The following is a 24,795-nucleotide window of genomic DNA, read 5'->3' as shown; positions in this document are numbered from 1 at the left end:
AGGATGGTCATCCCGGCGCGCTGCCAGCCGGGGTCGACCTCATCATGAGCAAGCGGTATGCCGTCTCTCGCGCCGCCCGCGCCGCGCCGCTGCCAATCCGGCACTTCTTACACAGCACCGTAAGAAAGAGCGCGCGCGGGCCGGGCGGGTCGATGCGGGCGTGGGGGGGAATCTGGCTGGCATGGTTCTTGCATGACTTTTCTAAAGCCACCCAGTATCGAAACCAGAAGGAGACGACCTTGATCCATGCCGTCCACGAGCTGCGCCTGCACCAGCAAACCGCCCTCACGCCGCGCCTGCAACAGTCGGTCAAGCTGCTGCAGATGTCGGCGCTCGAGTTCAATCAGGAAGTCCGCCAGGCACTGGTCGAGAATCCGTTCCTGGAGGAGGACGAAGAGGCTGCCGCGGCGTTTCCCGCCATGGATGGCGAGACAGTCCGCGCGGCCGAACCCGCCGCACAACCGCCCGCCGCGCCGGCCGCCCCGTCCGAGGGCGCGCCGCCTCCCGAATACTCGGGCGACTACCCTTCCTCGCGCGCGACCCACGACGGGGCACCCATGGACATGGGGCAATGGGTCGGCGCGGCGATATCGCTGCAGGAGCGCCTCGACCAGGAACTGCGCACCTATCGCCTGTCGCCGCGCGATCGCCTGCTGGCCCAATACATCGTGCAAGCGCTGGACGAGGACGGCTACCTGCGGCTGCCCCTGTCCGAGCTGGCCGACGCGTCCGTCTTCAGCGTCGCGCCGGACGACAGCGAATGGCGCGCGGCCCTGAAACTGGTCCAGCAACTGGACGTGCCCGGCCTGGCGGCGCGCGACCTGCGCGAATGCCTGACGCTGCAATTGCAGGCCATGGCGGGCAGCGCGCGGCCAGGAGTCGCGCTGGCACAACGCATTGTCGACGAACACCTGGATATCCTGGCCCGTCACGATTACGAAGCCCTGCAGCGCGCCGCCGGGTGCCAGGCGAGCGAACTGCGCCAGGCTTGCGACATCATCCGCGCGCTCGACCCGCGTCCCGGCCGTCGCTATGACCAGGCGCCGCCGGCCTACATCGTGCCGGACGTCATCGTGCGCAAGGACGAAGGCCAGTGGCGTGTGTACTGCAACCGCGGCGCGGTGCCTCAACCGCGCCTGCACAAGGTCTACGCCGACCTGTTCCGCACTGCGCGCTACCGCGACCGTGGCCCGATGGCGCAAGAGCTCCAGGAGGCGCGCTGGCTGGTGCGCAACGTCGAGCAACGCTACAGCACCATCCAGCGCGTGGCGGAGGCCATCGTGCGCCTGCAGCACATGTTCTTCGAGTATGGCCCGGTGGCCCTGCGGCCGCTCATGCTGCGCGAGGTCTCGGCCGAACTGGACATCCACGAATCGACCGTCTCGCGCGCCACCGCCAACAAATACATGGCCACGCCGATGGGCATCCTGGAGTTCAAATATTTCTTCTCGCGCGAGTTGGCCACCGATACCGGCGGATCCTGCTCGGCGGGCGCAGTGCGCGCGCTGATCGCCGAACTCATCGACAATGAAGACCCGCGCATGCCGCTGTCGGACGTGGCCCTGGCCAGCAAGCTTGCCGCCGACGGCATCGTGGTCGCGCGCCGCACGGTGTCGAAATACCGCGCGCAGATCAAGCGGCCGCCCGCCGAAATGCGGCGCCAGTACTGACCGGCCGCCGTGGCGGCGCGCGCGCCGCGCCGCCACCCGCGGCTGGCCTACTTGCCGCCCGTGTTGGGCATCTGGGGCTCGGTCGTGCCCGGCTCGTTGCGTTCCGGCACGTGGTTCTTGTCGGTCGGCAGACCGGTCTTGGAACCCGGACTGGCATTGCCGCCAGGGCTGGTATGCCCCGAATCCATGCCGCCCCGGCCCGGCGCGGTGGCCGGATCGGTCTCGCCGGCCGGCGGCGTCTGTCCCGGCGGCACTGGCGTGTTGGGCGGCACGGCGGCCCCGTCGTTGGGAGTCGTCGAGGGCGAAGTGCTCGACGGCTTGCCGGTGTCCGGCGTGGACTGCGCATACGCGCCGCCCGCCAGCGCGCCCATGACGGCCACGGCCGCGGTCCAGGAAAAGAGTTCACGTTTCATGCGAGTCTCCAAAACGGATGTAGGGAGCTTTTGCACCGCAACCCGCATGCCCATCAGGCGACGGCCCCGCCGGCGCGCGCTGTCCGCCGCCGCTTGGCCATCTTTGCAGAAAGCGGTAAATCCACCCGGCGGCGGCGGGAACGGCGCTTGCGTTGGCGCCCCGGAGGCCGTATCCGGCGGCCCGCCACCTTTCAGGAGCAAGCCATGAGCATTTCCCGCATTTTCCGCAGTTTCATCGCTGTCGCGTTCACCGCCGTCCTGGCGGCCTGCGCCGGTCAGGACGGCCATCGCAGCACCGGCCAGTACACCGACGATACGGCTACTACCGCGCGCGTCAAGGCCGCCCTGGTGGAGGCGCCGGGCGTCTCGGCCAATGATGTGCAAGTGGAAACCTACAACGGGGTGGTACAGCTCAGCGGATTCGTGCAGAGCGAGGATGCCGCCGCGCAGGCGGTCGAGGCCGCGCGCGGCGTATCCGGCGTCAAGGAAGTCCGCAACGACATCCAGATACGCAGCCCGCGGCAATAGCGCCGGCGCCGTCAGCCGTTGACGATCTGCCCGCCGTTGGGATGCAGCACCTGGCCGGACATGTAGCTTGCGTCGTCGCTGGCCAGGAATACATAGCACGGCGCCACTTCGTCCGGCTGGCCGGGCCGCTTCATCGGCGTGTTCTTGCCGAACGACTCAAGGCTGTCGGCCGGGAAAGTGGACGGAATCAGCGGGGTCCAGATGGGCCCCGGCGCCACCGCGTTCACCCGTATGCCGCGCTCGGCCAGCGCGATCGCCAGCGAGCGCGTGAAAGCGACGATGGCGCCCTTGGTGGCGGAATAGTCGATCAGCTTCGGGTTGCCATGATAAGCGGTGACAGACGTCGTGTTGATGATCGACCCGCCCTCGGACAACAGCGGCAGCGCCTCCTGCGACAGGCGGAACATGGCGAAGAAGTTGGTGCGGAAGGTGCGCTCCAGCTGGTCGCGCCCGATGTCCTCGAACGTCTGCATCACGTGCTGCTCCGCGGCGTTGTTGACCAGCACGTCCAGGCGGCCGAATTCCTTGCGCGCCAGCTCGACCACCCGCTGCAGATGCGCCTCGTCGCCCAGGTCGCCCGCGATCGACAGGCAGCGCCGGCCGGCCTGCTCCACCAGCCGGCCAGTCTCGCGCGCATCCTCGTGTTCCTCCAGGTAGGTAATGAGCACATCGGCGCCCTCCTTGGCGTAGGCAATGGCGATGGCCCGGCCGATGCCGCTGTCGCCGCCGGTGACGATCGCGCAGCGGCCGCGCAGCTTGCCGGCGGCCCGATAGGCGCGTTCCTCGCCCTCGGGGGGCGGCTCCATGCGGCCCTGGCGGCCGGGCTGGGCCTGTTCGCGCGGCTTGCCGTCGTCGCTGGCTTGCGGAGTGGGAGTGGTTGACATGGGGTTGTCCTCCTGGCGTGGGCGGCCGCGTCCACGCGCGCGGCCGCCCACGCCGCCGCAAGCTGCATGCCCGCCCGCCGGCCGGCCGGGGCGGCGCGATACGCTAGAATCGGGCCGCCTGCTTCCGCTTCCCAGTCCGCCCGCCTGCCCATGCCCGCATCCCCGCCCGCCCCCGCGCCGACCATCCTGCTGTATACCGAGGAGCAGCGCGGCAACCTGCTGGTGGAATCGCCCGTGGTGGGCATGCTGTCCGACGCCTCCGGCGCGGAAAAACTGGTCGCCGTGCACGACCCGTACAGCCATATCACGTTCCTCTATCGAGTGGACCACGGCACGGGCAATCTCGACGCCGTGGCCATCATCGACCAGGATCCGGCCGAGTTCGACGGCAAGCGCAGGCTGACCATCAACGGCACGGCTTACCGCATGGGCACGCCGGAAAGCGCCTTGCGGCTGCTGCAGGGCCGCGCGCGCTGGATCCAGGACAAGGGCTCGGTGCTGTCGGTGCTGTTGCGCAACGCCGCCAGCCGGCACCACGGCTTTGCCTCGCGCCAGGTCCACCGCGAACGCGTGCGGCACATCCCGGACGGCGCGCCGATCGAGCCGCTGCCGCGCGCCCCGGGCCCGCCGGCCCAGGCCGCGCCCTCCGGGGATGCCGCCCTGGCGCCGTCCGGCCATACCAAGTAACATCCTAGCCCCACGGACGGCCGCCCGGCCCGCACACGATTCCATGCTTTTCAAAGACCAGCTCTTTCTCGCCAGCCAGTATCTCGCCCCCCATCACCTGGTGTCGCGCCTGATGGGGCTGGCCGCCGACTGCCGCACGCCCGTCGTCAAGAATTGGATGATCTCCCGCTTCGTGCGCCGCTACGGGGTCGACATGAGCGAAGCCCTGGTGCAGGATCCGCTGGCCTACGAAACGTTCAACCACTTCTTCACCCGGGCGCTGCGGCCCAGCGCCCGCCCGCTCGATCCCGATCCCGGCGCGGTGCTCTGCCCGGCCGACGGCGCCATCAGCCAGCTTGGCCGCATCGAGCACGGCCGCATCTTCCAGGCCAAGGGCCACTCCTATAGCCTGACCGAACTGCTGGGCGGCGATCCGCGCCGCGCCGAACCCTTCATGAACGGTGACTTCGCCACCGTGTACCTGTCGCCGCGCGATTATCATCGGGTGCACATGCCTTGCGACGGCACGCTGCGGGAAATGGTGCACGTGCCTGGCCGGCTGTTCTCGGTCAATTCGCTCACCGCCAGCCATGTCCCCGAACTGTTTGCCCGCAATGAGCGCGTGGCCTGCCTGTTCGACACCGAACACGGTCCCATGGCCCTGGTGCTGGTGGGCGCGATGATCGTCGCCTCCATCGAGACCGTCTGGGCGGGCCAGGTCACCCCGCACAAGCGCATGGTGCGCGCCGAGCGCTACGACGAGGCGGCGCGCGGCCCCATCCGCCTGGCCAAGGGCGCCGAAATGGGCCGCTTCAACCTCGGTTCGACCGTCATCGTGCTGTTCGGCCCGGGGCGCATCCGCTGGACCGACACGCCGTCGGTGCGCGGTCCGGTGCGCATGGGCGAACTGCTCGCCCTGCCCGCCTGAGGCTCACCACGGAAAATCGATCAGGTCCCCGTACAGGCGGCGCAGCGTCGCCTTGACCTCCGGCGACTGCTGGTAAATGCGGATGAACGCCAGCAGGCGCGGATCCTGGGCGCGTTCAGGCGTGGTCACCCAGCGGATCGCATAGCGCCGCACATTCTCCGGGTCGGTATTGTCGAACGCCAGGCCGTCTTTCTCGTCGATGCCCGCGTGCTTGGCGAAGGTCGTGTAGGTGACCGACGCTGTCACATCGTCGAAGGTGCGCGCCGATTGCGACCCCTCCACCTGGATCAGCGCCAGCTGGCGCGGGTTCGCCACGATGTCCTGCATGGTCGCCTGATGGTCCGCGAACGTGCGCAAGGTGATCAACCCCATGGACTGCAACAGCAATAACGCCCGCCCGGTATTGACCGGATCGTTGGGTATGGCAATGGTGGCGCGCTCGGGGATCGGATCGCCGCGCTTCAGTCGCCTGGAAAACAGCCCGATGGTGGTCGAATATCCGTAGGCGATGGGCACCAGGTTCGTGCCGCGGCTGCGATTGAACAACTGCAGGAAAGGCTCGTGCTGGAAGAAATTGGCATCCACCGAACCTTCCGCGACGGCGATGTTGGGCATGACCCAGTCGCTGAATTCGACCAATTCGACGAGCAGCCCCTGCTTGCGCGCCTGGGCAATGGCGATTTCCGTGGCCTCGTTGGCCACGCTGGCGATGACGCCGATACGCAGCGGCGCGTCCTGGGCCGCGCCCGCCGGCGCGGCCAGCGCCAGCAGGCACAGCAGGCCGGCCAGGCGCGATCTGAATGAACGGAACATGGTTGAGCGGCCGCCTCGGACGGCAATATGCGAAACCCGCATTGTGCCGCAGGCCGGGCCGCGCCCCGCGCATGCCCCTGCCAACGACCGGGGCACCGCCAGGTCCGCTTGCGCCACGGCCGCACATCGATAAAGATACCGGTACATCAAGCAGGCGGCCCCGGCCGCCAGGAGCCCGCCATCGTGTCCCTGACCGCCGCCCGCCACGCGCTGACCCTGGTCGGCGCCCCCACCGACGTAGGCGCCGGCTCGCGCGGCGCCTCCATGGGTCCGGAGGCCCTGCGGGTCGCCGGCCTGGACCTGGCCCTGCAGGCCCTGGGCTACGACGTCGAAGACGCCGGCAATCTGTCCGGCCCCGCCAACCCCGGCTTGCCGGCCGAACACGGCTATCGCCACCTGACCGAGGTCGTCGCCTGGAACGTCGCGTTGCATGACGCCATTTATGCCGAGCTCGAACGCGGCCGCCTGCCCATCCTGCTGGGCGGCGATCATTGCCTGGGCGTCGGTTCGATCAGCGCCGTGGCGCGCCACTGCCGGCGGTTGGGCAAGCCGCTGCGGGTACTGTGGCTGGATGCGCATGCCGACTTCAACACCCAGGCCCTCACGCCCTCCGGCAACCTGCATGGCATGCCCGTGGCCTGCCTGTGCGGCAACGGCCCCGAACCGCTCACCAGCCTGGCCGGGCATACGCCGGCGCTGCAACCGGACTGGGTCCGCCAGATCGGCATACGCAGCGTCGACGAAGGGGAAAAGCGCCTGATCGCCGCCGCCGGCATCGAGATCCACGACATGCGCGCCATCGACGAAATCGGCATGCGCGCCGTCATGGAGGCAGCGCTGGCCGGCCTGACGCCCGATACCCACCTGCACGTCAGTTTCGACGTCGATTTCCTCGATCCGGAAATCGCGCCGGCGGTCGCCACCAGCATTCCCGGCGGCCCCACCTACCGCGAAGCGCAGTTGTGCATGGAAATGATCGCCGACACGGGCTGCCTGGGGTCGCTGGACATCGTCGAACTGAACCCGGCGCTCGACATACGCAACAAGACCGCCATGCTGGCCACCGAGCTGGTGCAGAGCCTGTTCGGCAAATCCACGCTGATCCGGCGCCCGCCACGCCGCGATTCCTGATTCCTCGAGGAGACCACCCATGAAATGCTATTGCGTCGTCAATTTCCGCGCGCCGCTCGAGCCGCTCGACCTGCCCATGCCGCAGCCGCGGGGCGCGCAAGTGGTCCTGCAAGTGCGGGCGGCCGGCGTGTGCCATAGCGATATCCACTTGTGGGAAGGCGGCTACGATCTCGGCCAGGGGCGCACGCTCACGCTGAAAGACCGGGGCGTCACGCTGCCCCTGACCATGGGACACGAAACCGTCGGCACGCTGGCCGCGGCCGGGCCCGACGCCGCCGGCGTGCAGCCGGGCCGCAACTACCTGGTCTACCCCTGGATCGGCTGCGGCCAGTGTCCGGCCTGCCAGGCCGGCCAGGAAAACCACTGCCCGGCGCCCGCCTGCCTGGGCATCCATCGTCCCGGCGGGTACGCCGAATACGTGCTGGTGCCGCACGCCCGCTATCTGATCGACATCGGCGACCTGGACCCGGCGCTGGCCGCGCCCTATGCCTGTTCCGGCCTGACCACCTATTCCGCGCTGAAGAAGCTCGGCCCGGACCTCTATCGCCAGCATCCCATCGTCATCTTCGGCGCCGGCGGCCTGGGCCTGATGTGCCTGTCCCTGCTCAGGGCGCTGGGCGGCGCCGGCGCCATCGTGGTCGACATCGATCCCGCCAAGCGCCAGGCGGCGCTCGAAGCCGGCGCGCTGGCGGCGATCGACGGCGCCGCCCCCGACGCGGCCGCGCAACTGCTGCAAGCCGCCGGCGGGCGCCCCCTCTACGGCGCCGTCGACCTGGTGGGCGCGCCCGCCACGACCGCCCTGGCGTTCGACTGCCTGGCCAAGGGCGGCAAGCTGGTAATAGTGGGCCTGTTCGGCGGCGGCTCGACCTGGCCGCTGGCCCTGATCCCGCTCAAGGCCCTGTCGATCCTCGGCAGCTATGTGGGCAACCTGGCCGAACTGCGCGAACTCATGGATCTGGTGCGCACCGGCCGGGTCCCGGCCATCCCGGTCAGCCGCTATCCCCTGTCGCAAGCCGACTCGGTGCTGGATGCGCTGCGACAGGGTAAAGTCGTGGGTCGCGCGGTCCTGGCCGCCTGACAAGGCACGGCCGCGCCATTTCCGCGACTGCACAGGACGACACCCCCATGACCGACCGCCAACTGACCATTCTGGCAGCCCTCAACATGATCGCCGCCGTGGGCGCCGGCGCCTTCGGCGCCCACGGGCTCAAGCGCATGCTGGCGCCCGACTTGCTGGCCATATGGCAGACCGGCGTGCTATATCACCTGGTCCACGCACTGGGCCTGTTCGTGGTGGCCCTGCTGGGCGCGCGCTTCGGTTCGGCGCTGCTCGCCACCGCCGGGGGGCTGATGTTCGCCGGCATCGTGCTGTTCAGCGGCAGCCTGTACTTGCTGGCACTGACGGGCACGCGCTGGCTCGGCGCGGTCACGCCGCTGGGCGGCGTGGCCTTCCTGGCCGCCTGGGCCCTGGTGGCGTGGGCCGCCTGGCGGGCCGCCTGAGTCGCCTTCGGGTTACTCCATTGGCGGCCCGAAATGCCGGGCCAGGATGGCCCCCACGTCGGGCTGCAGGGCCGCCTGGCCGGCCGCGGCGTGCAGGGCCGGGCAATATTGCTCGAACCACGACATGCCCGGCCGCCAGCGGATCATCACTGCCACGTACAGGTCCAGCGCGCTGAAACGCCGGCCCAGCACATGCGGCGCCCCGGCGTAGCGGTCGATCTCCTGCCACAATTCGGCCCGGCGGCCATGCACGCGGGTGCGCAGCAACTCGGCCGGCTCGCCCGCCGTGGTCCATTTGGGCGGGTCGTCCGCATACGTGAAGGTGGGATACACCGCCCCGATGAGGCGCATCAGCAAATGCCAGAAGCGCGCCCGCTCCGGGCTGTCGGCCGGCGGCGCGAGGCCCGCCGCCGGCGCCACATCGTTCAGGTGCAGGATCATCGCGGCGCTTTCGGTCATGACCTCGCCATCCGGCAGCACCAGCGTCGGCACCTGGCCGGTGACATTCAGGCGCAGCAGCCGCTCGCGGCCGGGCCCCGGCTTCAGGTAGGGCAAGTCGGTCAAGGTATACGGCACATTGGCCAGCGTCAACGCCATTTCCACGATGGCCGAGCCGCAGCCGCGGGAACCGATCAATTCGTAGGTGCTCATTTGCCGTCTCCTTCGCCTGCGGGCGCCAGGCGCAGCAAGGCGCCATCCCCCGCGTCCGTCAACACGTACACGTCGCCATCCGGCCCCTGCCGCACGTCGCGCACCCGCGCGCCCAGGTCATGCAGCAAGCGCTCTTCCGCCACCACCCTGCCGCCGTCGAGCTGCAGGCGGATCAGGACCTGCTCCGCCAGCGCCCCGATGAACAGGGAGCCGCGCCAGGCCGGATGGCGGTCCGAATCGTAGAAAGCCATGCCGCTGACCGCCGGCGACTTCTTCCACCAGTAGAACGGCGCCTGTGTGCCCGGCACGGTCTCGCCCTTGGCCTCGGGGATGGGAAAGCCGGAATAATTGATGCCGTATGTGGCCAGCGGCCAGCCGTAGTTCAGGCCGGGGCGGATGATATTGATCTCGTCGCCGCCGCGCGCGCCGTGCTCGTGTTCCCAGAGTTCGCCGGTCCAGGGGTTCAACGCCATTCCCTGCGGGTTGCGCATGCCGTAGGTCCAGATCTCGGGACGCGCGCCGGCGCGCCCCACGAACGGGTTGTCGGCCGGCACCGAGCCATCGGGCTTGAGCCGCACGATCTTGCCCTGCAGCTTGTCCAGGTCCTGCGCGGTCGGGCGGCGGTTGTTCTCGCCCAGCGAGACATACAGCATGCCGTCGCGGCCGAACACCAGGCGGCTGCCGTAATGCTGCCCGCTGGACAGCTTGGGTTCCTGGCGGAAAATGACCTGGAAATCCTCCAGCCGGCGCGCGTCATCGGCCAACCGGCCGCGGCCGACCGCCGTGCCGCTGCGGTCGCCCTTGGCATCGGCCTCGGCGTACGACAGGTACACCAGCCGGTCATTGGCGAAACCGGGAGACAGCGCCACGTCCAGCAAGCCGCCCTGTCCCTCCGCATGCACCTTCGGCACGCCCTCCAGCGGCGGCGACAACCTGCCCTGGCCGTCCAGCAGCCGCAAGCGGCCGGGGCGCTCGGTGATCAACATGCCGCCGTCGGGCAGGAAGGCCAGCGACCACGGATGTTCCAGCCCCCGGACCACCTCGACGGCCCGCGCTTCGCCGCGCGTGGCCGCGGGCGCCTGCACCTGCGCCCGCGCCGCGCCGGGCGCGCTCGCCGCCAGCAGCGCGGCCAGCATGGCGCCGGCCAGTGGGACGGCATGCGCCGCCCGCCATGATCGCAATCTCGACATGAAGCACCTCCCGCGGCGGCGTCGATGGTCGTGGTCGGAAATGCGGCAGCCGGCCTCGCGCAACGGGGGGTACCATAGGCGCGAGAGACGGACGGCCGTCTTGTTCTTCTGGAGAAAACGCTCAATGAAACTGTACTACATGCCCGGCGCCTGCTCGCTGGCCGCGCATATCGTGCTGGAATGGATCGGCCAGCCCTACGACACCCGCAAGCTGGCGCGCGATGAACTCAAGCAGCCCGAATTCCTGCAGATCAATCCGCTCGGCGCGGTCCCCGCGCTGGTCGACGGCGACCTGGCGCTGACGCAGAACGCCGCCATCCTCGAGTACCTGGCCGAACAGGCCCCGCAGCTCAAGCTGCTGGGCGACGGCAGCGCCCGCTCGCGCGCCGAGGCGCGCCGCTGGCTGGGCTTCATCAACTCCGACCTGCACCGCACCTTCTCGCTGGTCTTCGGCGCGCAGCGATTCCTGTCGGACGAAGCCGCCCAGGACGAGCTGCGCGCCTCGGCCGCCGCCATGCTGAGCAAGCAGTTCGGCCTGCTGGACCGGCAACTGGCCGGCAAGGACTACCTGACCGGCGCCGCGCCGTCGATCGCCGATCCGTACCTGTACGTAGTGACCCGCTGGGCGCGCGCCAAGAACATCGATTTGTCCGGCATGGACAACCTGGCGGCCTTCTTCGACCGCATGGAGCGCGACCCAGGCGTGCAGGCCGCGCTCAAGGCCGAAGGCCTCTAGCCGGCGCCGTTGCTCAATCGCGCGGCAGCGGCGCGCCGGGCCCGGTGCGCTCGACGATCAGGCCGTAATGCTCCGGCCGCCGGTGCCGCGCGAAATCGAATACATGCCGGCGGAATGTCTCCGCCAGGCCCAGGTCGGCGCGCACGGCAATGACTTCGTCCTCCTCGGTGCTGGCCTGCGCCGCGATCTCTCCGGTGGGCGCCACGATCACCGAGCCGCCGATCATGTGGTGCCCGTCCTCCGCGCCGCACTTGGCGGCGGCGGCCGCCCATACGCAGTTCTGGTAGGCGCTCGCCTGCAGGGTGATCAGATGGTGGTGCATGCGCAAGTGCACCGGCTCGGGCCAATGGATATTCACCGAGGGCGTGTTGTAGCCCAGCAGCACCAGTTCCGCGCTCTGCAGCGACATCACGCGCCAGGTCTCGGGCCAGCGCCGGTCATTGCACAGGCACATGCCGATCTTCGCGCCCATGGCGTCCCACACGCCGAAAGGCTGGTCGCCGACCTGGAAGAACTTCTTCTCCAGGTGCTGGAACGGCGCGTCGGGCTTGTGGTCGTCATGGCCGGGCAGGTGGACCTTGCGGTATTTGCCCACGATGCGCGCCGAACGATCCACCAGGATCGCCGTATTGAACGGCACTCCCTCGGGCGTGAGTTCCGCATAGCCCAGGTAGAATCCCACGCCCAGCCGCCGCGCCTCGTCGAACAGGGGCTGTACCTCGGCATTGGGCATCTGCGCCTCGAAGAAGCGCGCCTGCGCCTCTGCGTCGCTCATCCAGTAGCGCGGAAAGAAAGTGGTCAGCGCCAGCTCGGGAAACACCACCAGCTCGGCGCCCCGCCCGTGTGCCTCGCGCAGCATCTCGACCAGCCGCGCCACCACCGCCTTGCGCGTGTCGGCCAGATGCACCGGCCCCATCTGGGCCACGGCCAGCCCGATTTTCCTTTGCCCCTTGCTCATCCTGTCGCTCCTATGCAGCTTTGCCAAAAGGCAGAAGCATGCCGGGCCGGCCAGCGGCCGTAAACCCGCCGCCGCGCGCGCGTCACAGGCTGGCCATCGCCGCGCCGAGCCGCGCCGGTCAACGGTTTGCAGGCGATTGCGCGCGCCCGAGGCCGGCCCGCAATAGCGCCAGGTTATGTCCGTGCGACAAAATTCGATGCATCGGCCAGCACGTCTTGCAGAGCCGCGAGAAAGCGCCGGCCCAGCAGGGGCAGTGGCGCCAGGTTCGAATGGGTGGCCCAGATCTCGACCCGGGCGGCGGGCTCGATCGGCCGCACAACCACGCTGGATTCCGCCGGAATGCACCAGCGGTCCACCAGCGCGGGACCGAGCCCCTGCTGCACGAAGGCGTGCGCGGTCACCGGCGAATGCACTTCGATGGCGGCGGGCGCCAGCGGGCCGGCGCCGAAGAAGTCTTCCAGGGCCCGATCCAGGGGCGTCCCGGCCGGGTAGCCGATCCAGGCGGCCGACGCGAGGTCCTCGGCGCGGATCACCGCGTGCGCCGCCAGCGGATGGCCGTGCGGCAGCACGCAGACGATGGCGTCCTCCCCCACCCGTGTCGAACTGAGATTGGGATGGTCCGGCGCGGACATGGAAATGCCGATGTCGGCGCGATCGCTCAGGAAATAACCCACCAGCTCGTCGAACGTGACGCTGCGGAAATCGACGCGCGCCGTGCGATTGCGCGCCCGGAACCGCTCCAGCGCGCGCGGGATCATGCCTTGCCCGAAACTGGCGCTGGCCACCACCCGCAGCATGCCCGCTCCCTGGCGCCCCAGGCTGGCCGCCAGGTCGTTGACGCGCTGGATGCCCCCATACACCTGCTCGACCTCCTGATACAGGCGGCGGGCCTCGGGCGTGGGCAACAGCCGGCTCCTGGCGCGCTCGAACAAGGGGTAGCCCAGGCGGCTTTCGGTCAGGGCCAGCACGCGGCTGACGGCGGGCTGCGAGACATGCAGCATGCGGCCGGCGCCGCTAATGGAGCCGGCCACCATGATGGCGCGAAACACTTCGATCTGCCGCAGGCTCAACGGCGGCGCGGCCCGGCCACCCTGGCCCGGCGGCGCGTCCGGCGTGTCCTCGGCCTGCCCTGCGTCCATGTCTGCCCTCTGTCCCTCGATAACGGCGGATTATAGGGCGGGGACAATTTTCGATGAGGGCGTGCGCCGGCGCCGGTGCTAACCTGCCCGGGCTTCATCAACACAAGGGGAAACCAACATGCATCGCACACTGGCTCGCAGCCTTGCCTGCCTGGCGCTTGCCGCCGGGTTCGTCTCCGGCGCCCATGCCTGGCCCGACAAACCGGTCGACTTCATCGTCCCGTCCGCCGCCGGCGGCTCGCCCGACGTACTGTCGCGGCTGGTCACCAACCAACTGGCCCAGGACCTGGGCACGTCGGTAGTCGTGGAAAACCGCCCGGGCGCCGCCGGCAACATCGGCATCGCGCTGATCAAGCGCGCCGCGCCCGACGGCTACACCATCGGCTACGGCAACATCAACACCCTGGCCGTCAACCGCACGCTGTTCAACAAGCTGCCCTACGACGTCGACGCCGACCTGGAGCCGGTGGCGCACCTGTTCAACCTGTACAACGTGCTGATCGTGCCGGCCGGCTCGCCCGATAAGTCCGTGCAGGACCTGATCGCGCGCGCCCGCGCCAAGCCCGGCCAGCTGTCATACGGCGCCTCGGGCGTTGGCACCACCGGCCACATGGGCGGCGAGCTGTTCAAGAGCATGGCCGGCATCGACGTCATGTTCATTCCCTACAACGGCGGCCCGGCCGCCATCCAGGACCTGCTGGGCGGCCGCCTGGACTTCATCTTCGTGAACTCGTCCGAGGCGGTGCCGCTGATCCAGGGCGGCCGGGTGCGCGCACTGGGGGTGAGCAGCCTGCGCCGCCTGGAACTGCTGCCTGATGTGCCGACCCTCGACGAGCTCGGCCTGAAGGGCTACGAGACGGTCGCCTGGGGCGGCGTGGTGGCGCCCAAGGGCACCGCGCCCGCCGTCATCGAACGCCTGAATGGCGCCTTCAACAAGGCATTGCAAGAGCCCACGGTGCGCAGCGGCCTGGCCAAGCTCGGCGCCGAGCCGGCCCAGGGCACGCCGGCCGACTTCAAGCGCCTGATCGACAGCGAAACCGCCAAATGGCGGCAGATCATCGACAACGCCGGTATCGAGAAACTGGACTGACCGCCCGCATGCAAGCCGATTTCATCCTGTCGGACGCTACCGTCGTAGACGGTAGCGGCAGCGCCCGCCGGCGGGCCCATATCGCCGTCTCCGGGCAGCGCATCGTCCAGGTCGGCGACTTCGCCATTCCCGCCGGCGTGCCAGTCATCGACGCCCGCGGCCTGGTGGCCGCGCCGGGCTTCATCGATTCGCATACCCACGACGACGGCTACCTGCTGGCGCACCCCGACATGACGCCCAAGGTATCGCAGGGCATCACCACGGTGGTCACCGGCAACTGCGGCATCAGCCTGGCCCCGCTGGCCGGCGGGGCCATTCCCCAGCCGCTCGACCTGCTCGGCCCGCCGGCCTTGTTCCGCTTCGACAGCTTCGCCGCCTGGATCGCCGCCTTGCGCGCCACCCCGGCCGCGGTCAACGTGGTGCCCCTGGTGGGCCACACCACCCTGCGCGTGGCGGCCATGGGCGACGTCACGCGGCCGGCCGACGCGGCGGAAATCGCCCGCATGCGCGGCCTGCTGGAGGAAGCGCTGGAGGCTGGCGCCTTCGGCGTATCCACCGGCACGTTCTACCCGCCGGCGGCGGCCGCGACCACGCAGGAGATCATCGACGTGTGCCTGCCGCTGCGCGGGCGCGCGGGCATCTACGCCACCCATCTGCGCGACGAAGCCGACCACATCGTCCCGGCCATGGAAGAAGCGCTGGAGATCGGCCGGGCGCTGCAATGCCGCGTCGTGTTCTCGCACCACAAGCTGGCCGGCGCGCGCAACCATGGCCGCTCGCGCGAGACGCTCGAACTGATCAGCCAGGCAGCGCGGCGGCAGCCGGTATGCCTGGACTGCCACCCCTACCCCGCCACCTCGACCATGCTGCGGCTCGACCGGGTCCGGCTGGCGCAGCGCACCCTGGTCACCTGGTCCAAGGGCTATCCGGCCGCCACTGGCCGCGATTTTGCCGAGGTCATGGCCGAGCTGGGCCTGGACGACGTCGCCACGCTGGAGCGCCTGAAACCGGCCGGCGCCATCTATTTCCTGATGGACCCGGCCGACGTGCGCCGCATCTTCGGCCACCCCCTCACCATGGTGGGTTCGGACGGCCTGCCTTTCGACCCGCACCCGCATCCGCGCCAGTGGGGCACGTTCCCCAATGTGCTGCGCACGATGGTGCGCGAACAGAACCTGCTCACGCTGGAAGACGCGATCCACAAGATGACGGGGCTGGCGGCCGCCCAGTACGGCCTGTCCGGGCGCGGCCTGCTGCGCCCCGGCTACTACGCCGACCTGGTGCTGTTCGACCCGGCCACCATCACCGACACCGCCACGTTCAGCGAGCCCGTGCAGATCAGCCAGGGCATCCATGGCGTCTGGGTCAACGGCGCCCAGGTATGGGACGGCCGCCAGCCGGGCGCGGCCCGGCCCGGCCACGTGCTGGAGCCGGGACACGTATGAACGCCTCCCATCCGGGCTACCTGGGCGTGCTCGGCGGCATGGGCCCGCTGGCCGGCGCCGCGTTCGCCATGCGCGTGGCGGCCCTGACGCCCGCCACGACCGACCAGCAGCATGTGCCCACCCTGCTGCGCAACGACCCGCGCATCCCGGACCGCAGCGATGCCCGCATGCGCGGCGGCGAAGACCCGCTGCCCTACATGCGGGAAGGCCTGCGTTTTCTCGAGGCGGCCGGCGCCCGCGTGATTGCCATCCCGTGCAACACCGCGCACCTGTGGTACGACGAGCTGGCCGCGGCCACCGCGCTGCCGATCCTGCACATCATCGACGCCGTGATCGACGACCTGCGCCGCATGGGCATCGCGCGCGGCCGCATCGGCCTGATGGGCACGCCCGCCACGCTGGCGTTGAGCCTCTACCAGGACCGCCTCGCGCGGCACGGCTACGAATGCATCGTGCCCACCGCGGACGAAATCGAGCGCCATTGCGTGGCGCCGATCCGCGCCGTCAAGGCCAACGCCGTCGCCGCGGCCCTGGAGCCGGCCGCGGAGGGCGCGCGCCGGCTGCGGGCCCGCGGGGCCGACGCGGTGGTGCTGGGCTGCACCGAATTGCCGCTGGCCCTGCCGCACGACCGGCGCGCGGCGCTGCAGGTGCCCCTGACGGACTCCATCGACGCGCTGGCGCGCGCGGCGATCGATTACTACTTCGACGCGCCGCTGCGCCAGCAGGCCGCATAGCGGGCGCGCTAGGCTCCCAGGTATGCCTTGCGCACGTCGGCGTTGACCAGCAGGTTGGCGCCGGTGTCCTGCAGCACCACCTTGCCGTTCTCCAGCACATAGCCGCGGTCGGCCACCTGCAGCGCCTTGTTGGCGTTCTGCTCAACCAGGAATACCGTCACTCCCTGGTCGCGAATGGTGCGGATGATGTCGAAGATCTGCGCGATGATCAGGGGCGCCAGGCCCAGCGTGGGCTCGTCCAGCAGCAGCAGCTTGGGCCGGGTCATCAGCGCGCGGCCAATCGCCAGCATCTGCTGCTCGCCGCCCGACATCGTGCCGGCGCGCTGGTTGGCGCGCTCCTTCAGGCGCGGGAACAGGCCATAGACATGCTCCAGCCCCGCCTGGATCGCTTCGCGGCTGGCGAAGAACCCGCCCATCATCAGGTTCTCGGCCACTGTCAGGTCCTTGAAGACCCTGCGCCCTTCCGGCGAGATGGCGATGCCGCTGCGCATGATGTGGTGGGTATCCTTGCGCGTGATGTCCTCGCCCTCGAACGTAATGGTGCCTTCGCGCGCGCGCGGGTTGCCGCAGACCGTCATCAGCAGCGTGGTCTTGCCGGCGCCGTTGGCGCCGATCAGGGTGACGATCTCGCCCTGGTTGACTTCGACCGACACGCCGTTGAGCGCCTGGATGGCGCCATAGTAGGTATGGATGTTGTCCAGCTTCAGCATCATTCTTCCCCCAGGTACGCCTTGATGACGCGCTCGTCGCTGCGCACCTGTTCGGGTGTGCCGGTGGTGATGGGCTTGCCGTGCTCCATCACCAGGATCCGGTCGGATATCCCCATGATCAGGCTCATGTCGTGCTCGATCAGCAACACGGCCACGCCGAACTCGCGGCGCAACTGGTCGATCAGTTGCTGCAGGTCGCGCTTTTCCTGGGGGTTCAGGCCGGCGGCCGGTTCGTCCAGCATCAGCAGGCGCGGCTTGGTGATCATGCAGCGGGCGATCTCCAGCCGGCGCTGGTGCCCATAGGCCAGGTTGCCGGCCTCGCGGTTGGCATATTGGCGCAAGCCCATGAAATCGAGCCATTGCGCGGCACGCGCCAGCGCGTCCGCCTCGGACTGGCGGTACGACTTCAGTTTGAGCAGCCCCGGCAGCAGGCGCGACTCGACTTGCGTGTGCTGCGCCACCAGCAGGTTCTCCAGCACGGTGAGCTGCTTGAACAGCCGCACGTTCTGGAACGTGCGCACCAGTCCATGGCGCGCCACCTTGTGGCTGGGCAGGCCGGTGATCGGCTTGCCATCCATGACGATCTCGCCAGCGGTGGGCTTGTAGAAACCGCCCACGCAATTGAACACGGTGGTCTTGCCGGCGCCGTTCGGGCCGATGATGGCGAACACTTCATCGCGCAGGACTTCGAAACCGACGCTGTCGACGGCCAGCAGGCCGCCGAAGCGCATGGTCAACCCGGATACTTTCAGCAGTGCCTCGCTCATTTGGCCAGCTCCACATGGGGACGCTTCATGGGCAGGAGCCCCTGTGGACGCCACATCATCATCAACACCATCACCAGGCCGAACATCAGCATGCGGTATTCGGCGAACTCGCGCGCCACTTCGGGCAGCACCGTCAGCAGGATGGCGGCCAGGATCACGCCCACCTGCGACCCCATGCCGCCCAGCACCACGATGGCCAGGATCAGCGCCGACTCGATGAAGGTGAAGGACTCGGGATTGACCATGCCCTGGCGCGCCGCGAAGAAGGCGCCGCCGAAACCGGCGAACATGGCGCCCAGCGTGAACGCCGACAGCTTGATGCGGGTGGGGTTCAGGCCCAGCGAGCGGCAGGCGATCTCGTCTTCGCGCAGCGCTTCCCAGGCGCGGCCGACCGGCATGCGGATCAGCCGCGTCGACACGAACAGCGTCACCAGCGCCAAGGCCAGCGCCATCAGGTAGAGGTAATTCACCATGTGCTGGTTGTCGAAGGTCCAGCCCATGATCTCGTGGAACGTGCGCACGCCCTCCTCGCTCGATCGGCGCGCCATCTCCATGCCGAACACCGACGGCTTGGGAATGCCCGATATGCCGTCCGGCCCGCCCGTCAGGAAATTCAGGTTGATGAGCAGCAGGCGGATGATCTCGCCGAAACCCAGCGTGACAATGGCCAGGTAGTCGCCGCGCAGCCGCAGCACCGGGAAACCCAGGATGAATCCGAACAGCGCCGCCATGGCGCCGGCGAACGGCAGCGCTTCCCAGAAGCCCCAACCGCCCCAGTGATACAGCAACGCGTAGGTATACGCGCCCACCGCGTAAAAGCCGACGAAACCCAGGTCGAGCAGGCCGGCGAAGCCCACCACGATGTTCAGCCCCAGGCCCAGCATCACATAGATCAGCACCAGCGTGGCGATATCGACCGAACTGCGGCCGCTGAAGAACGGCCAGATCACGGCCGCCGCGATGACCAGCGCGATGATCCACTTGTTGCCCTTGGCGGGCGCCGCGGGCAGCACGGGAATGCTGGTCTTGAGCCGTTGGAAGGGCCGCGCGATCCAGGGGCGCAGCAATTGGAAGACGAACACCACCGCGGCGGCCAGGGCCACCATGTCCCAGTGGGTCTCGAGGTTGGTGCGGGCGCCCTGGCGAACCAGTTGCAGCCCGAACACCGGCATGACGATGACGGCCGTCAGGATGGCCGCCATCGTGGCGTTTTTCAGGGTGTTGTTGGCCATCAGACTTTTTCCACCTCAGGTTTGCCGAGCAGCCCGGTGGGGCGGAACAGCAGGATCAGGACCAGCAGCGCGAACGCCACGATGTCTTTGTACTGGGACGAGATGTAGGCCGCCGCCAGTGTCTCGGCCAGGCCCAGCAGCACGCCGCCCAGCATGGCGCCGGGAATGCTGCCGATGCCGCCCAGCACCGCGGCGGTGAATGCCTTGATGCCGGCCAGGAAGCCAATGAACGGGTTGAGCTTGCCGATGGTGATGGCGATCAGCACGCCGCCCACCGCCGCCAGCATGGCGCCCAGTACGAAGGTGAAAGAGATGACCCGGTTGGTGTCGATGCCCAGCAGGTTGGCCATGTGCATGTCCTGCGAGCAGGCGCGCGAGGCGCGGCCCATGCGCGAATATTTGATGAACAGCGACAGCGCGATCATCAGCAGCACCGTCACCACGATGATCATGATGCGCGAATACGGCAGGGTCACGTCGAACCCCGAGCCCATATTGAATTGCACCGAGCCGGAAATCAGCGACGGCACGGCCATGTCGCGCGCGCCCTGTCCCAGGGCGACCCAGTTCTGCAGGAAAATGGACATGCCGATGGCCGAGATCAGCGCCACCAGGCGCTGGCTGCCGCGCACCGGACGATAGGCCACGCGCTCGACGCTGAAGCCGTATACGCCGGTGACCAGGATGGCCACCACCAGCATCGCCGCGATGATGAATGGCAGCGGCAGGCCGCTATTGGTGCCGATGGCGGTCAGGGTGACCAGGCCCACGTAGGCGCCGATCATATAGATCTCGCCGTGGGCGAAGTTGATCATACCGATGATGCCGTAGACCATTGTGTAGCCGATGGCAATCAGCGCGTAGATCGCGCCCAGCGAAAGGCCGTTGAAGACCTGCTGGGTGAGTTGGGGGATAAGGTCTGACATGGATTATTACCTATGCTCCAAATGGTTCCGGCCCCGGTGGAGCGACCCGGAGCCGGAAACCTGGGCGTGCGTTCAAGCCCCGGCGGATGGCCGGGGCGGCGCGTGTTTACAGCTGGGTCTTCTTGCCGTTCTTGTCCCACTTGAAGACGGCGAATTCGAAGTCCTTGAGATCGCCCTTGGCGTCGTACTCGACCTTGCCGATGGCCGTGTCGAACGACGTCTTGTGCATGTAGTCAGCCACCTTGGTGGGGTCCTCGCCCACCGCCTCGATGCTCTTGGCCAGCACCTGCACCGCGGCATAGGCCGGCATCTGGAAGGCGCCGTCCGGATCGCGCTTGGCGTCATGGAAAGCCTTCACGATGCCCTCGTTGCCGGGCAGCTTGGTGAAGTCGGACGGCAAGGTCACCAGCAGCCCTTCGATGGCGGGGCCGGCAATGGCGACCAGGTCCTGGTTGGCGGTGCCCTCGGGCCCCATGAACTGCACGTCCAGGCCCTGTTCGCGCGACTGGCGCAGCAGCAGGCCGAGCTCGGGGTGGTAGCCGCCGAAGTAGACGAGGTCGACACCCGCCGTCTTGAGCTTGGTGATCACGGCCGAGTAGTCGCTGTCGCCGACGTTGATGCCCTCGAACATCACCACGTTGACCTTGTTCTTTTCCAGCGTCTCCTTGACCTGGGTGGCCACGCCCGAGCCGTAGGTCTGCTTGTCATGCAGCACCGCCACTTTCTTGGGCTTGAGGGTGTTGGCGATGTAGCGCGCGGCGAACGGGCCCTGCTGGTCGTCGCGGCCGATGGTGCGGAAGAAGAAGTGCGGCTTGATGGTGTCGGTCACCAGCGGCGAGGTGGCGCCCGGGGTGATGGCGACGATGCCTTCCTGCTCGTATACATTGACCGCCGGCACGGTCACGCCGGAGCAGGCATGCGCGACGGCGAACTTGGCGCCGGAATTGACCACGCGGTTGGCGGCCGGCACGGCCTGCTTGGGTTCGCAGCCGTCGTCGATCAGGATGGGCTCGAGCTTCTTGCCCTTGACCCCGCCCTTGGCGTTGATGGTCTCGATGGCGGTCAGCGCGCCGGCCTGGATCTGCGTGCCGTATTGAGTGTTGGGCCCGGTCATGGGCTGGGGAATGCCGATCTTGATAGTGTCGGCCGCCTGGGCGGCGCCGGCCAGGAGCAGCGCTCCCAATGCCATGGCCACGGGAGTTGCACGATGCAGCAGCTTCATACGGAGTTCTCCGGCGAGAGGGATGAGCGGCTTTGGAAACGTCGGCATCGCCGGGGGATACCCGGCGGCCCGAGGCGACCATTGCCGGCTTCTTGGGCAAAAGTACAGCGTGGGCGGTATTCTGCGAGCAGGGCCCCACGGTGTCACTGCGTGTAATCCCCAATATTTCCAAGCAAAAAACAAAAGGGGACGCACCGAACCCAGCGCGGGCCGCCCCGCGGCGACGCGCCGGATCGGCGCCAGTATCTGACAGCATCCTTACACCACGCTTGCCGCCAGCCAGAGGGCTACAATCCTGCCCCATGGACCAAGATCTGACTATCGCTTTCATCGGCGGCGGCAACATGGCAACAGCCCTGGCCAGCGGGCTGGCCGGCAAGACCTGCCCGGCCGCCAACCTGCATGTCGTCGACCCGACCGCGGCGGCCCAGGAAGCCTGGCGCAGCCGCGGCGCCAGCGCAGCCGCCACGCCCGATGCCGCCCTGCAGGCCTGCCGGGTCTGGATCTACGCCGTCAAGCCGCAGCAACTGCGCGAAGCGGTCGTCGCCTCGCGCGCCTGGCTGCAGCCCGGCACGCTGGTCATCAGCGTGGCGGCCGGCATCCGGGCCGACACGCTGGCCGGCTGGCTTGGCGAACCGGGCAGCCCGTGGCAGAACCTGGTGCGCTGCATGCCCAACACCCCTGCCCTGGTCGGCGCCGGCGTTACCGGCCTGGCCGCATTGCCGGGCGTCGACCAGGCCGGCCGCGAACTGGCCGAACGCCTGCTGTCCGCGGTGGGCCAGGTCGTATGGGTCGCCGACGATGCCGCGCTCGATGCCGTCACCGCGCTGTCCGGCAGCGGCCCCGCTTATGTATTCCTGTTCCTCGAGTCCCTGGTGGCGGGCGGCGTGGCCGCCGGCCTGAGCCCCGAACAGGCCCACCAGCTCGCGCTCGGCACGCTGGCCGGCGCGACCCGGCTGGCGGCGCAATCCGACGAGCCGCCGGCCGTGCTGCGCGAACGCGTCACCTCCAAGGGCGGCACCACGGCCGCCGCCCTGCAGGTGTTCCAGCAGGCCGGCCTGCCCGCCATCGTGCAGCAGGCCATCGAAGCCGCCGCGCGGCGTTCGCGCGAACTGGCCGACGAGTTCGGCAAATGAGCAGCGCGCGTTTTCAACCCATGACGCCTTGGCACTTTGCGGTGGCCGTGGGTTGCATGGGCCTGATCGTGGTCGGCTCGAACATCCTGGTCCAGGTGCCGCTGAACGACTGGCTGACCTGGGGCGGCCTGTCATACCCGGTGGCCTTCCTGGTCACCGATGTGCTCAACCGCCGCTTCGGCCCGGCGGCTGCGCGCCGCGTGGCGTGGGTCGGGTTCGCCGCCGCCCTGGCGGTATCGGTATGGGTCGCCTCGCCGCGCATCGCCCTGGCATCGGGCCTGGCCTATATCTGCGCCCAACTGGCCGACATCCAGGTCTTCGACCGCCTGCGCGACCAGCGCTGGTGGCGTGCGCCGCTGCTGTCCGGCACCGTGGGCGCCCTGCTCGACACGGCCGTATTCTTCAGCGTGGCGTTCGCCGGCTCGGGCCTGCCCTGGGTCACGTGGCTGCTGGGCGACCTGGCCATCAAGCTGGCCGTCAACGTCAGCATGCTGGCGCCGTTCCGGGCGCTGATGTGGAACCTGGCCCGGCCGCCGGAACAGCCGGCCCGTTCCGGCGCCTGACCCCGCCGCGGCCCGGGCCGCCCCTCAATCAGGTGCCCGCCCGCCGTCGCCTGCAGGTGTCTGCCCTCCCGCCTACAGTCTGACACTCTCGGCCATCGTCAGGTGTCTGACACCCCCAAACACCACCTTATGCACGCCGACGCCGCCGCAAGGGGTGTCAGACACCTTCCAACCCCTTCGGCCGAAGATGCCAGGCACCATCCCGCCCCCCGCGATACGGCGAACAAACCCGCCCCCTCTCACGTATTCCATATTTGACAGGTCCCGCCGGTGGTGTAAAAGTCACGTCTCTGTCACAAGCCATACATAAGGTGTCGTGTTCCCTGCGGCCGGACACCCCGCGCCGCAGCCACGCAACCAGGAGGACCTCCCCATGCGACCCCAGCGCCTCGCGTTCACCTTCGCCGTCCTGATGACGGCCTTTGCCGGTGCCTCGGCCCACGCCGCCACCGAAATCCAGTTCTGGCACTCCATGGAAGGAGCGCTGGGCGAACGGGTCAACGAACTGGTCCAGGAATTCAACAAGAAGCACGCCGACTACAAGGTCAATGCCGTCTACAAGGGCAACTACGGCGAATCCATGAATGCCGGCATCGCCGCGTTCCGCGCCGGCAATGCTCCCGACATCCTGCAGGTGTTCGAAGTGGGCACGGCCACCATGATGTACGCCAAGGGCGCCATCAAGCCGGTGCAGCAAATGTCCGAAGAAGCCGGCAAGCCGCTCGACCCCAAGGCCTTCATCGGCGCGGTCGCCGGCTATTACTCCTCGCAGGACGGCAAGCTGATCTCGATGCCGTTCAACAGCTCCACCGTGGTGTTCTACTACAACAAGGACGCCTTCAAGAAAGCCGGGCTGGACCCCGAAAAACCGCCCAAGACCTGGGAGGAACTGGCCGCCGCCGGCCAGAAACTGAAGGCGGCCGGCCAGGAATGCGGCTACACCACCTCCTGGCCGTCGTGGGTCCAGCTCGAGACCTTCTCGGCCTGGCACAACGTGCCCTACGCCACCAAGGACAACGGCTTCGGCGGCCTCGACGCCCGCCTCGCCATCGACACGCCGCTGCACGTGCGCCACCTGGACAACCTGGCCAAGCTCGCCAAGGAAGGCATCTTCATGTACGGCGGGCGCGGCGACCAGCCCAACTCGCTGTTCATCGGCGGCAAGTGCGCCATGATCACCGGCTCCAGCGGCCTGCGCGCCAACATCGCCAAGAATGCCAAGTTCGAGTTCGGCACCTCGACCCTGCCCTACTACGCCGACGTCCAGGGCGCGCCGCAGAACACCATCATCGGCGGCGCCTCGCTGTGGGTATTCGCCAACAAGTCGCCCGAGGTCTACAAGGGCGTGACCGAGTTCTTCCACTTCCTGGCCAGCCCGGAAATCGCCGCCCGCTGGCACCAGCAGACCGGCTACGTGCCCGTCACCAAGGCTGCATACGAACTGACCAAGAAGCAGGGCTACTACGACAAGAACCCGGGCACCGAGGTCGGCGTCAAGCAGCTCAACGTCGAGACGACCGCCCAGTCGCGCGGCCTGCGGCTGGGCTTCCTGCCGCAGATCCGCGAAGTCGAAGACCAGGAAATCGAGCGCATCATGTCGGGCAAGGCTTCCGCCCAGGATGGCCTGAAGGTCATGGTCACGCGCGGCAACGAACTGCTCGAGAAATTCGAGAAAAGCGCCAAGTAAGCCGCAGGGCGCCGCCGGCCTCAGGAACAAGCCGCCGGCGCCCGCGACACCGCCGGCGGCGGCCTGCCGCGCGCCG

Annotated in this window: 26 protein-coding genes; 14 read left to right on the top strand and 12 right to left on the bottom strand. The window is 68.6% G+C overall.

Annotation, left to right across the window (positions count from 1 at the left end):
* Nucleotides 1-239: 239 nt before the first annotated feature.
* Complete coding sequence (locus tag ACKTT0_RS20215) at nucleotides 240-1,670, top strand: RNA polymerase factor sigma-54 (protein ID WP_407851558.1); 1,431 nt, start codon at nucleotides 240-242, stop codon at nucleotides 1,668-1,670.
* Between the two features lie 47 nt (nucleotides 1,671-1,717).
* Here the strand turns inward: ACKTT0_RS20215 and ACKTT0_RS20210 are convergent, their stop codons facing one another.
* Nucleotides 1,718-2,083, bottom strand: coding sequence for a hypothetical protein (locus ACKTT0_RS20210; protein ID WP_407851557.1), 366 nt, complete (start codon nucleotides 2,081-2,083; stop codon nucleotides 1,718-1,720).
* A 204-nt stretch (nucleotides 2,084-2,287) separates the two neighbouring features.
* Between ACKTT0_RS20210 and ACKTT0_RS20205 the strand changes: the two genes are divergently transcribed.
* A complete protein-coding gene (locus ACKTT0_RS20205) occupies nucleotides 2,288-2,611 on the top strand; it encodes a BON domain-containing protein (protein WP_407851556.1) in 324 nt (107 codons plus the stop codon).
* A gap of 11 nt (nucleotides 2,612-2,622) precedes the next feature.
* On the opposite strand, the gene ACKTT0_RS20200 is transcribed toward ACKTT0_RS20205, so the two are convergent.
* Complete coding sequence (locus ACKTT0_RS20200; RefSeq protein ID WP_407851555.1) at nucleotides 2,623-3,495, bottom strand: SDR family oxidoreductase; 873 nt, start codon at nucleotides 3,493-3,495, stop codon at nucleotides 2,623-2,625.
* A 150-nt stretch (nucleotides 3,496-3,645) separates the two neighbouring features.
* Between ACKTT0_RS20200 and ACKTT0_RS20195 the strand changes: the two genes are divergently transcribed.
* Nucleotides 3,646-4,182, top strand: coding sequence for a hypothetical protein (locus tag ACKTT0_RS20195; protein WP_407851554.1), 537 nt, complete (start codon nucleotides 3,646-3,648; stop codon nucleotides 4,180-4,182).
* A 43-nt stretch (nucleotides 4,183-4,225) separates the two neighbouring features.
* Nucleotides 4,226-5,089 carry an archaetidylserine decarboxylase gene (gene asd / locus ACKTT0_RS20190; RefSeq protein WP_407851553.1) on the top strand — a complete coding sequence of 288 codons (864 nt, stop codon included), beginning with the start codon at nucleotides 4,226-4,228 and terminating at the stop codon, nucleotides 5,087-5,089.
* 3 nt (nucleotides 5,090-5,092) lie between these two features.
* On the opposite strand, the gene ACKTT0_RS20185 is transcribed toward asd, so the two are convergent.
* The gene (locus ACKTT0_RS20185; RefSeq protein ID WP_407851552.1) at nucleotides 5,093-5,902 is read right to left on the bottom strand and encodes a MetQ/NlpA family ABC transporter substrate-binding protein; all 810 of its coding nucleotides are present in this window, start codon (nucleotides 5,900-5,902) and stop codon (nucleotides 5,093-5,095) included.
* Nucleotides 5,903-6,085: 183 nt separating this feature from the next.
* Here ACKTT0_RS20185 and rocF point away from each other — a divergent pair, with 183 nt between their 5' ends.
* The 3 genes from rocF to ACKTT0_RS20170 are packed head-to-tail and all read left to right on the top strand — an operon-like array spanning nucleotide 6,086 to nucleotide 8,533.
* Nucleotides 6,086-7,033: an arginase gene (rocF, locus tag ACKTT0_RS20180; protein WP_407851551.1), complete on the top strand. Its 948-nt coding sequence runs from the start codon at nucleotides 6,086-6,088 to the stop codon at nucleotides 7,031-7,033.
* A gap of 19 nt (nucleotides 7,034-7,052) precedes the next feature.
* Entirely contained in the window at nucleotides 7,053-8,111 is a 1,059-nt protein-coding gene (locus tag ACKTT0_RS20175) for an alcohol dehydrogenase (RefSeq protein WP_407851550.1), read from the top strand.
* Nucleotides 8,112-8,158: 47 nt separating this feature from the next.
* Entirely contained in the window at nucleotides 8,159-8,533 is a 375-nt protein-coding gene (locus ACKTT0_RS20170) for a DUF423 domain-containing protein (RefSeq protein WP_407851549.1), read from the top strand.
* Nucleotides 8,534-8,545: 12 nt separating this feature from the next.
* Here ACKTT0_RS20170 and ACKTT0_RS20165 read toward each other — a convergent pair whose 3' ends face one another.
* Together ACKTT0_RS20165 and ACKTT0_RS20160 are read right to left on the bottom strand one after the other, a co-directional pair.
* Nucleotides 8,546-9,184: a glutathione S-transferase gene (locus tag ACKTT0_RS20165; RefSeq protein ID WP_407851548.1), complete on the bottom strand. Its 639-nt coding sequence runs from the start codon at nucleotides 9,182-9,184 to the stop codon at nucleotides 8,546-8,548.
* Entirely contained in the window at nucleotides 9,181-10,374 is a 1,194-nt protein-coding gene (locus ACKTT0_RS20160; protein ID WP_407851547.1) for a PQQ-dependent sugar dehydrogenase, read from the bottom strand. Before ACKTT0_RS20160 ends, ACKTT0_RS20165 begins: the two co-directional genes overlap by 4 nt.
* A 124-nt stretch (nucleotides 10,375-10,498) precedes the next feature.
* On the opposite strand from ACKTT0_RS20160, the gene ACKTT0_RS20155 reads away from it, so the two are divergent.
* Nucleotides 10,499-11,110, top strand: coding sequence for a glutathione S-transferase family protein (locus ACKTT0_RS20155; RefSeq protein WP_407851546.1), 612 nt, complete (start codon nucleotides 10,499-10,501; stop codon nucleotides 11,108-11,110).
* Nucleotides 11,111-11,123: 13 nt separating this feature from the next.
* Here ACKTT0_RS20155 and ACKTT0_RS20150 read toward each other — a convergent pair whose 3' ends face one another.
* A complete protein-coding gene (locus ACKTT0_RS20150) occupies nucleotides 11,124-12,068 on the bottom strand; it encodes an N-carbamoyl-D-amino-acid hydrolase (RefSeq protein ID WP_407851545.1) in 945 nt (314 codons plus the stop codon).
* Between the two features lie 173 nt (nucleotides 12,069-12,241).
* Nucleotides 12,242-13,207, bottom strand: coding sequence for a LysR family transcriptional regulator (locus ACKTT0_RS20145; protein WP_407851544.1), 966 nt, complete (start codon nucleotides 13,205-13,207; stop codon nucleotides 12,242-12,244).
* Nucleotides 13,208-13,325: 118 nt separating this feature from the next.
* Here ACKTT0_RS20145 and ACKTT0_RS20140 point away from each other — a divergent pair, with 118 nt between their 5' ends.
* The 3 genes from ACKTT0_RS20140 to cuyB are packed head-to-tail and all read left to right on the top strand — an operon-like array spanning nucleotide 13,326 to nucleotide 16,476.
* The gene (locus tag ACKTT0_RS20140; RefSeq protein WP_407851543.1) at nucleotides 13,326-14,297 is read left to right on the top strand and encodes a Bug family tripartite tricarboxylate transporter substrate binding protein; all 972 of its coding nucleotides are present in this window, start codon (nucleotides 13,326-13,328) and stop codon (nucleotides 14,295-14,297) included.
* An 8-nt stretch (nucleotides 14,298-14,305) separates the two neighbouring features.
* The gene (locus ACKTT0_RS20135) at nucleotides 14,306-15,742 is read left to right on the top strand and encodes an N-acyl-D-amino-acid deacylase family protein (RefSeq protein WP_407851542.1); all 1,437 of its coding nucleotides are present in this window, start codon (nucleotides 14,306-14,308) and stop codon (nucleotides 15,740-15,742) included.
* A complete protein-coding gene (cuyB, locus tag ACKTT0_RS20130) occupies nucleotides 15,739-16,476 on the top strand; it encodes a cysteate racemase (RefSeq protein WP_407851541.1) in 738 nt (245 codons plus the stop codon). Before ACKTT0_RS20135 ends, cuyB begins: the two co-directional genes overlap by 4 nt.
* 8 nt (nucleotides 16,477-16,484) lie before the next feature.
* On the opposite strand, the gene ACKTT0_RS20125 is transcribed toward cuyB, so the two are convergent.
* The 5 genes from ACKTT0_RS20125 to ACKTT0_RS20105 all read right to left on the bottom strand — a co-directional run bounded on the left by ACKTT0_RS20125 (nucleotide 16,485) and on the right by ACKTT0_RS20105 (nucleotide 21,333).
* Nucleotides 16,485-17,186 (bottom strand): ABC transporter ATP-binding protein, encoded by a 702-nt coding sequence (locus ACKTT0_RS20125; RefSeq protein ID WP_407852468.1) that lies wholly within the window; start codon nucleotides 17,184-17,186, stop codon nucleotides 16,485-16,487.
* A complete protein-coding gene (gene livG / locus ACKTT0_RS20120; protein ID WP_407851540.1) occupies nucleotides 17,186-17,953 on the bottom strand; it encodes a high-affinity branched-chain amino acid ABC transporter ATP-binding protein LivG in 768 nt (255 codons plus the stop codon). Before livG ends, ACKTT0_RS20125 begins: the two co-directional genes overlap by 1 nt.
* A complete protein-coding gene (locus tag ACKTT0_RS20115) occupies nucleotides 17,950-19,185 on the bottom strand; it encodes a high-affinity branched-chain amino acid ABC transporter permease LivM (protein WP_028356187.1) in 1,236 nt (411 codons plus the stop codon). Before ACKTT0_RS20115 ends, livG begins: the two co-directional genes overlap by 4 nt.
* Nucleotides 19,185-20,111 (bottom strand): high-affinity branched-chain amino acid ABC transporter permease LivH, encoded by a 927-nt coding sequence (gene livH / locus ACKTT0_RS20110; protein ID WP_407851539.1) that lies wholly within the window; start codon nucleotides 20,109-20,111, stop codon nucleotides 19,185-19,187. The genes ACKTT0_RS20115 and livH overlap by 1 nt, the downstream gene beginning before the upstream one ends.
* Nucleotides 20,112-20,217: 106 nt before the next feature.
* Nucleotides 20,218-21,333 carry a branched-chain amino acid ABC transporter substrate-binding protein gene (locus ACKTT0_RS20105; protein ID WP_407851538.1) on the bottom strand — a complete coding sequence of 372 codons (1,116 nt, stop codon included), beginning with the start codon at nucleotides 21,331-21,333 and terminating at the stop codon, nucleotides 20,218-20,220.
* A gap of 302 nt (nucleotides 21,334-21,635) precedes the next feature.
* Here ACKTT0_RS20105 and proC point away from each other — a divergent pair, with 302 nt between their 5' ends.
* The 3 genes from proC (at nucleotide 21,636) to ugpB (ending at nucleotide 24,719) form a co-directional block, all read left to right on the top strand.
* Nucleotides 21,636-22,469: a pyrroline-5-carboxylate reductase gene (proC, locus tag ACKTT0_RS20100; RefSeq protein WP_407851537.1), complete on the top strand. Its 834-nt coding sequence runs from the start codon at nucleotides 21,636-21,638 to the stop codon at nucleotides 22,467-22,469.
* Nucleotides 22,466-23,032 carry a queuosine precursor transporter gene (locus ACKTT0_RS20095; protein ID WP_407851536.1) on the top strand — a complete coding sequence of 189 codons (567 nt, stop codon included), beginning with the start codon at nucleotides 22,466-22,468 and terminating at the stop codon, nucleotides 23,030-23,032. Before proC ends, ACKTT0_RS20095 begins: the two co-directional genes overlap by 4 nt.
* A gap of 373 nt (nucleotides 23,033-23,405) precedes the next feature.
* Nucleotides 23,406-24,719 (top strand): sn-glycerol-3-phosphate ABC transporter substrate-binding protein UgpB, encoded by a 1,314-nt coding sequence (gene ugpB, locus ACKTT0_RS20090; RefSeq protein WP_407851535.1) that lies wholly within the window; start codon nucleotides 23,406-23,408, stop codon nucleotides 24,717-24,719.
* Nucleotides 24,720-24,795: the final 76 nt, after the last annotated feature.

Origin of the sequence: Bordetella saccharivorans (assembly GCF_045862855.1) — a bacterium.
Lineage (GTDB): Bacteria > Pseudomonadota > Gammaproteobacteria > Burkholderiales > Burkholderiaceae_B > Bordetella_A > Bordetella_A petrii_F.
This window is presented reverse-complemented; position numbering and strand designations above follow the sequence as displayed.

What these genes read in the sequence shown, in the direction of transcription:
- ACKTT0_RS20210 (WP_407851557.1), bottom strand. Translation starts at nt 2,083, where the DNA reads ATGAAACGTGAACTCTTTTCCTGGACCGCGGCCGTGGCCGTCATGGGC.
- ACKTT0_RS20205 (WP_407851556.1), top strand. Translation starts at nt 2,288, where the DNA reads ATGAGCATTTCCCGCATTTTCCGCAGTTTCATCGCTGTCGCGTTCACC.
- ACKTT0_RS20200 (WP_407851555.1), bottom strand. Translation starts at nt 3,495, where the DNA reads ATGTCAACCACTCCCACTCCGCAAGCCAGCGACGACGGCAAGCCGCGC.
- ACKTT0_RS20195 (WP_407851554.1), top strand. Translation starts at nt 3,646, where the DNA reads ATGCCCGCATCCCCGCCCGCCCCCGCGCCGACCATCCTGCTGTATACC.
- asd (WP_407851553.1), top strand. Translation starts at nt 4,226, where the DNA reads ATGCTTTTCAAAGACCAGCTCTTTCTCGCCAGCCAGTATCTCGCCCCC.
- ACKTT0_RS20185 (WP_407851552.1), bottom strand. Translation starts at nt 5,902, where the DNA reads ATGTTCCGTTCATTCAGATCGCGCCTGGCCGGCCTGCTGTGCCTGCTG.
- ACKTT0_RS20175 (WP_407851550.1), top strand. Translation starts at nt 7,053, where the DNA reads ATGAAATGCTATTGCGTCGTCAATTTCCGCGCGCCGCTCGAGCCGCTC.
- ACKTT0_RS20170 (WP_407851549.1), top strand. Translation starts at nt 8,159, where the DNA reads ATGACCGACCGCCAACTGACCATTCTGGCAGCCCTCAACATGATCGCC.
- ACKTT0_RS20165 (WP_407851548.1), bottom strand. Translation starts at nt 9,184, where the DNA reads ATGAGCACCTACGAATTGATCGGTTCCCGCGGCTGCGGCTCGGCCATC.
- ACKTT0_RS20160 (WP_407851547.1), bottom strand. Translation starts at nt 10,374, where the DNA reads ATGTCGAGATTGCGATCATGGCGGGCGGCGCATGCCGTCCCACTGGCC.
- ACKTT0_RS20155 (WP_407851546.1), top strand. Translation starts at nt 10,499, where the DNA reads ATGAAACTGTACTACATGCCCGGCGCCTGCTCGCTGGCCGCGCATATC.
- ACKTT0_RS20150 (WP_407851545.1), bottom strand. Translation starts at nt 12,068, where the DNA reads ATGAGCAAGGGGCAAAGGAAAATCGGGCTGGCCGTGGCCCAGATGGGG.
- ACKTT0_RS20145 (WP_407851544.1), bottom strand. Translation starts at nt 13,207, where the DNA reads ATGGACGCAGGGCAGGCCGAGGACACGCCGGACGCGCCGCCGGGCCAG.
- ACKTT0_RS20140 (WP_407851543.1), top strand. Translation starts at nt 13,326, where the DNA reads ATGCATCGCACACTGGCTCGCAGCCTTGCCTGCCTGGCGCTTGCCGCC.
- ACKTT0_RS20135 (WP_407851542.1), top strand. Translation starts at nt 14,306, where the DNA reads ATGCAAGCCGATTTCATCCTGTCGGACGCTACCGTCGTAGACGGTAGC.
- cuyB (WP_407851541.1), top strand. Translation starts at nt 15,739, where the DNA reads ATGAACGCCTCCCATCCGGGCTACCTGGGCGTGCTCGGCGGCATGGGC.
- ACKTT0_RS20125 (WP_407852468.1), bottom strand. Translation starts at nt 17,186, where the DNA reads ATGCTGAAGCTGGACAACATCCATACCTACTATGGCGCCATCCAGGCG.
- livG (WP_407851540.1), bottom strand. Translation starts at nt 17,953, where the DNA reads ATGAGCGAGGCACTGCTGAAAGTATCCGGGTTGACCATGCGCTTCGGC.
- ACKTT0_RS20115 (WP_028356187.1), bottom strand. Translation starts at nt 19,185, where the DNA reads ATGGCCAACAACACCCTGAAAAACGCCACGATGGCGGCCATCCTGACG.
- livH (WP_407851539.1), bottom strand. Translation starts at nt 20,111, where the DNA reads ATGTCAGACCTTATCCCCCAACTCACCCAGCAGGTCTTCAACGGCCTT.
- ACKTT0_RS20105 (WP_407851538.1), bottom strand. Translation starts at nt 21,333, where the DNA reads ATGAAGCTGCTGCATCGTGCAACTCCCGTGGCCATGGCATTGGGAGCG.
- proC (WP_407851537.1), top strand. Translation starts at nt 21,636, where the DNA reads ATGGACCAAGATCTGACTATCGCTTTCATCGGCGGCGGCAACATGGCA.
- ACKTT0_RS20095 (WP_407851536.1), top strand. Translation starts at nt 22,466, where the DNA reads ATGAGCAGCGCGCGTTTTCAACCCATGACGCCTTGGCACTTTGCGGTG.
- ugpB (WP_407851535.1), top strand. Translation starts at nt 23,406, where the DNA reads ATGCGACCCCAGCGCCTCGCGTTCACCTTCGCCGTCCTGATGACGGCC.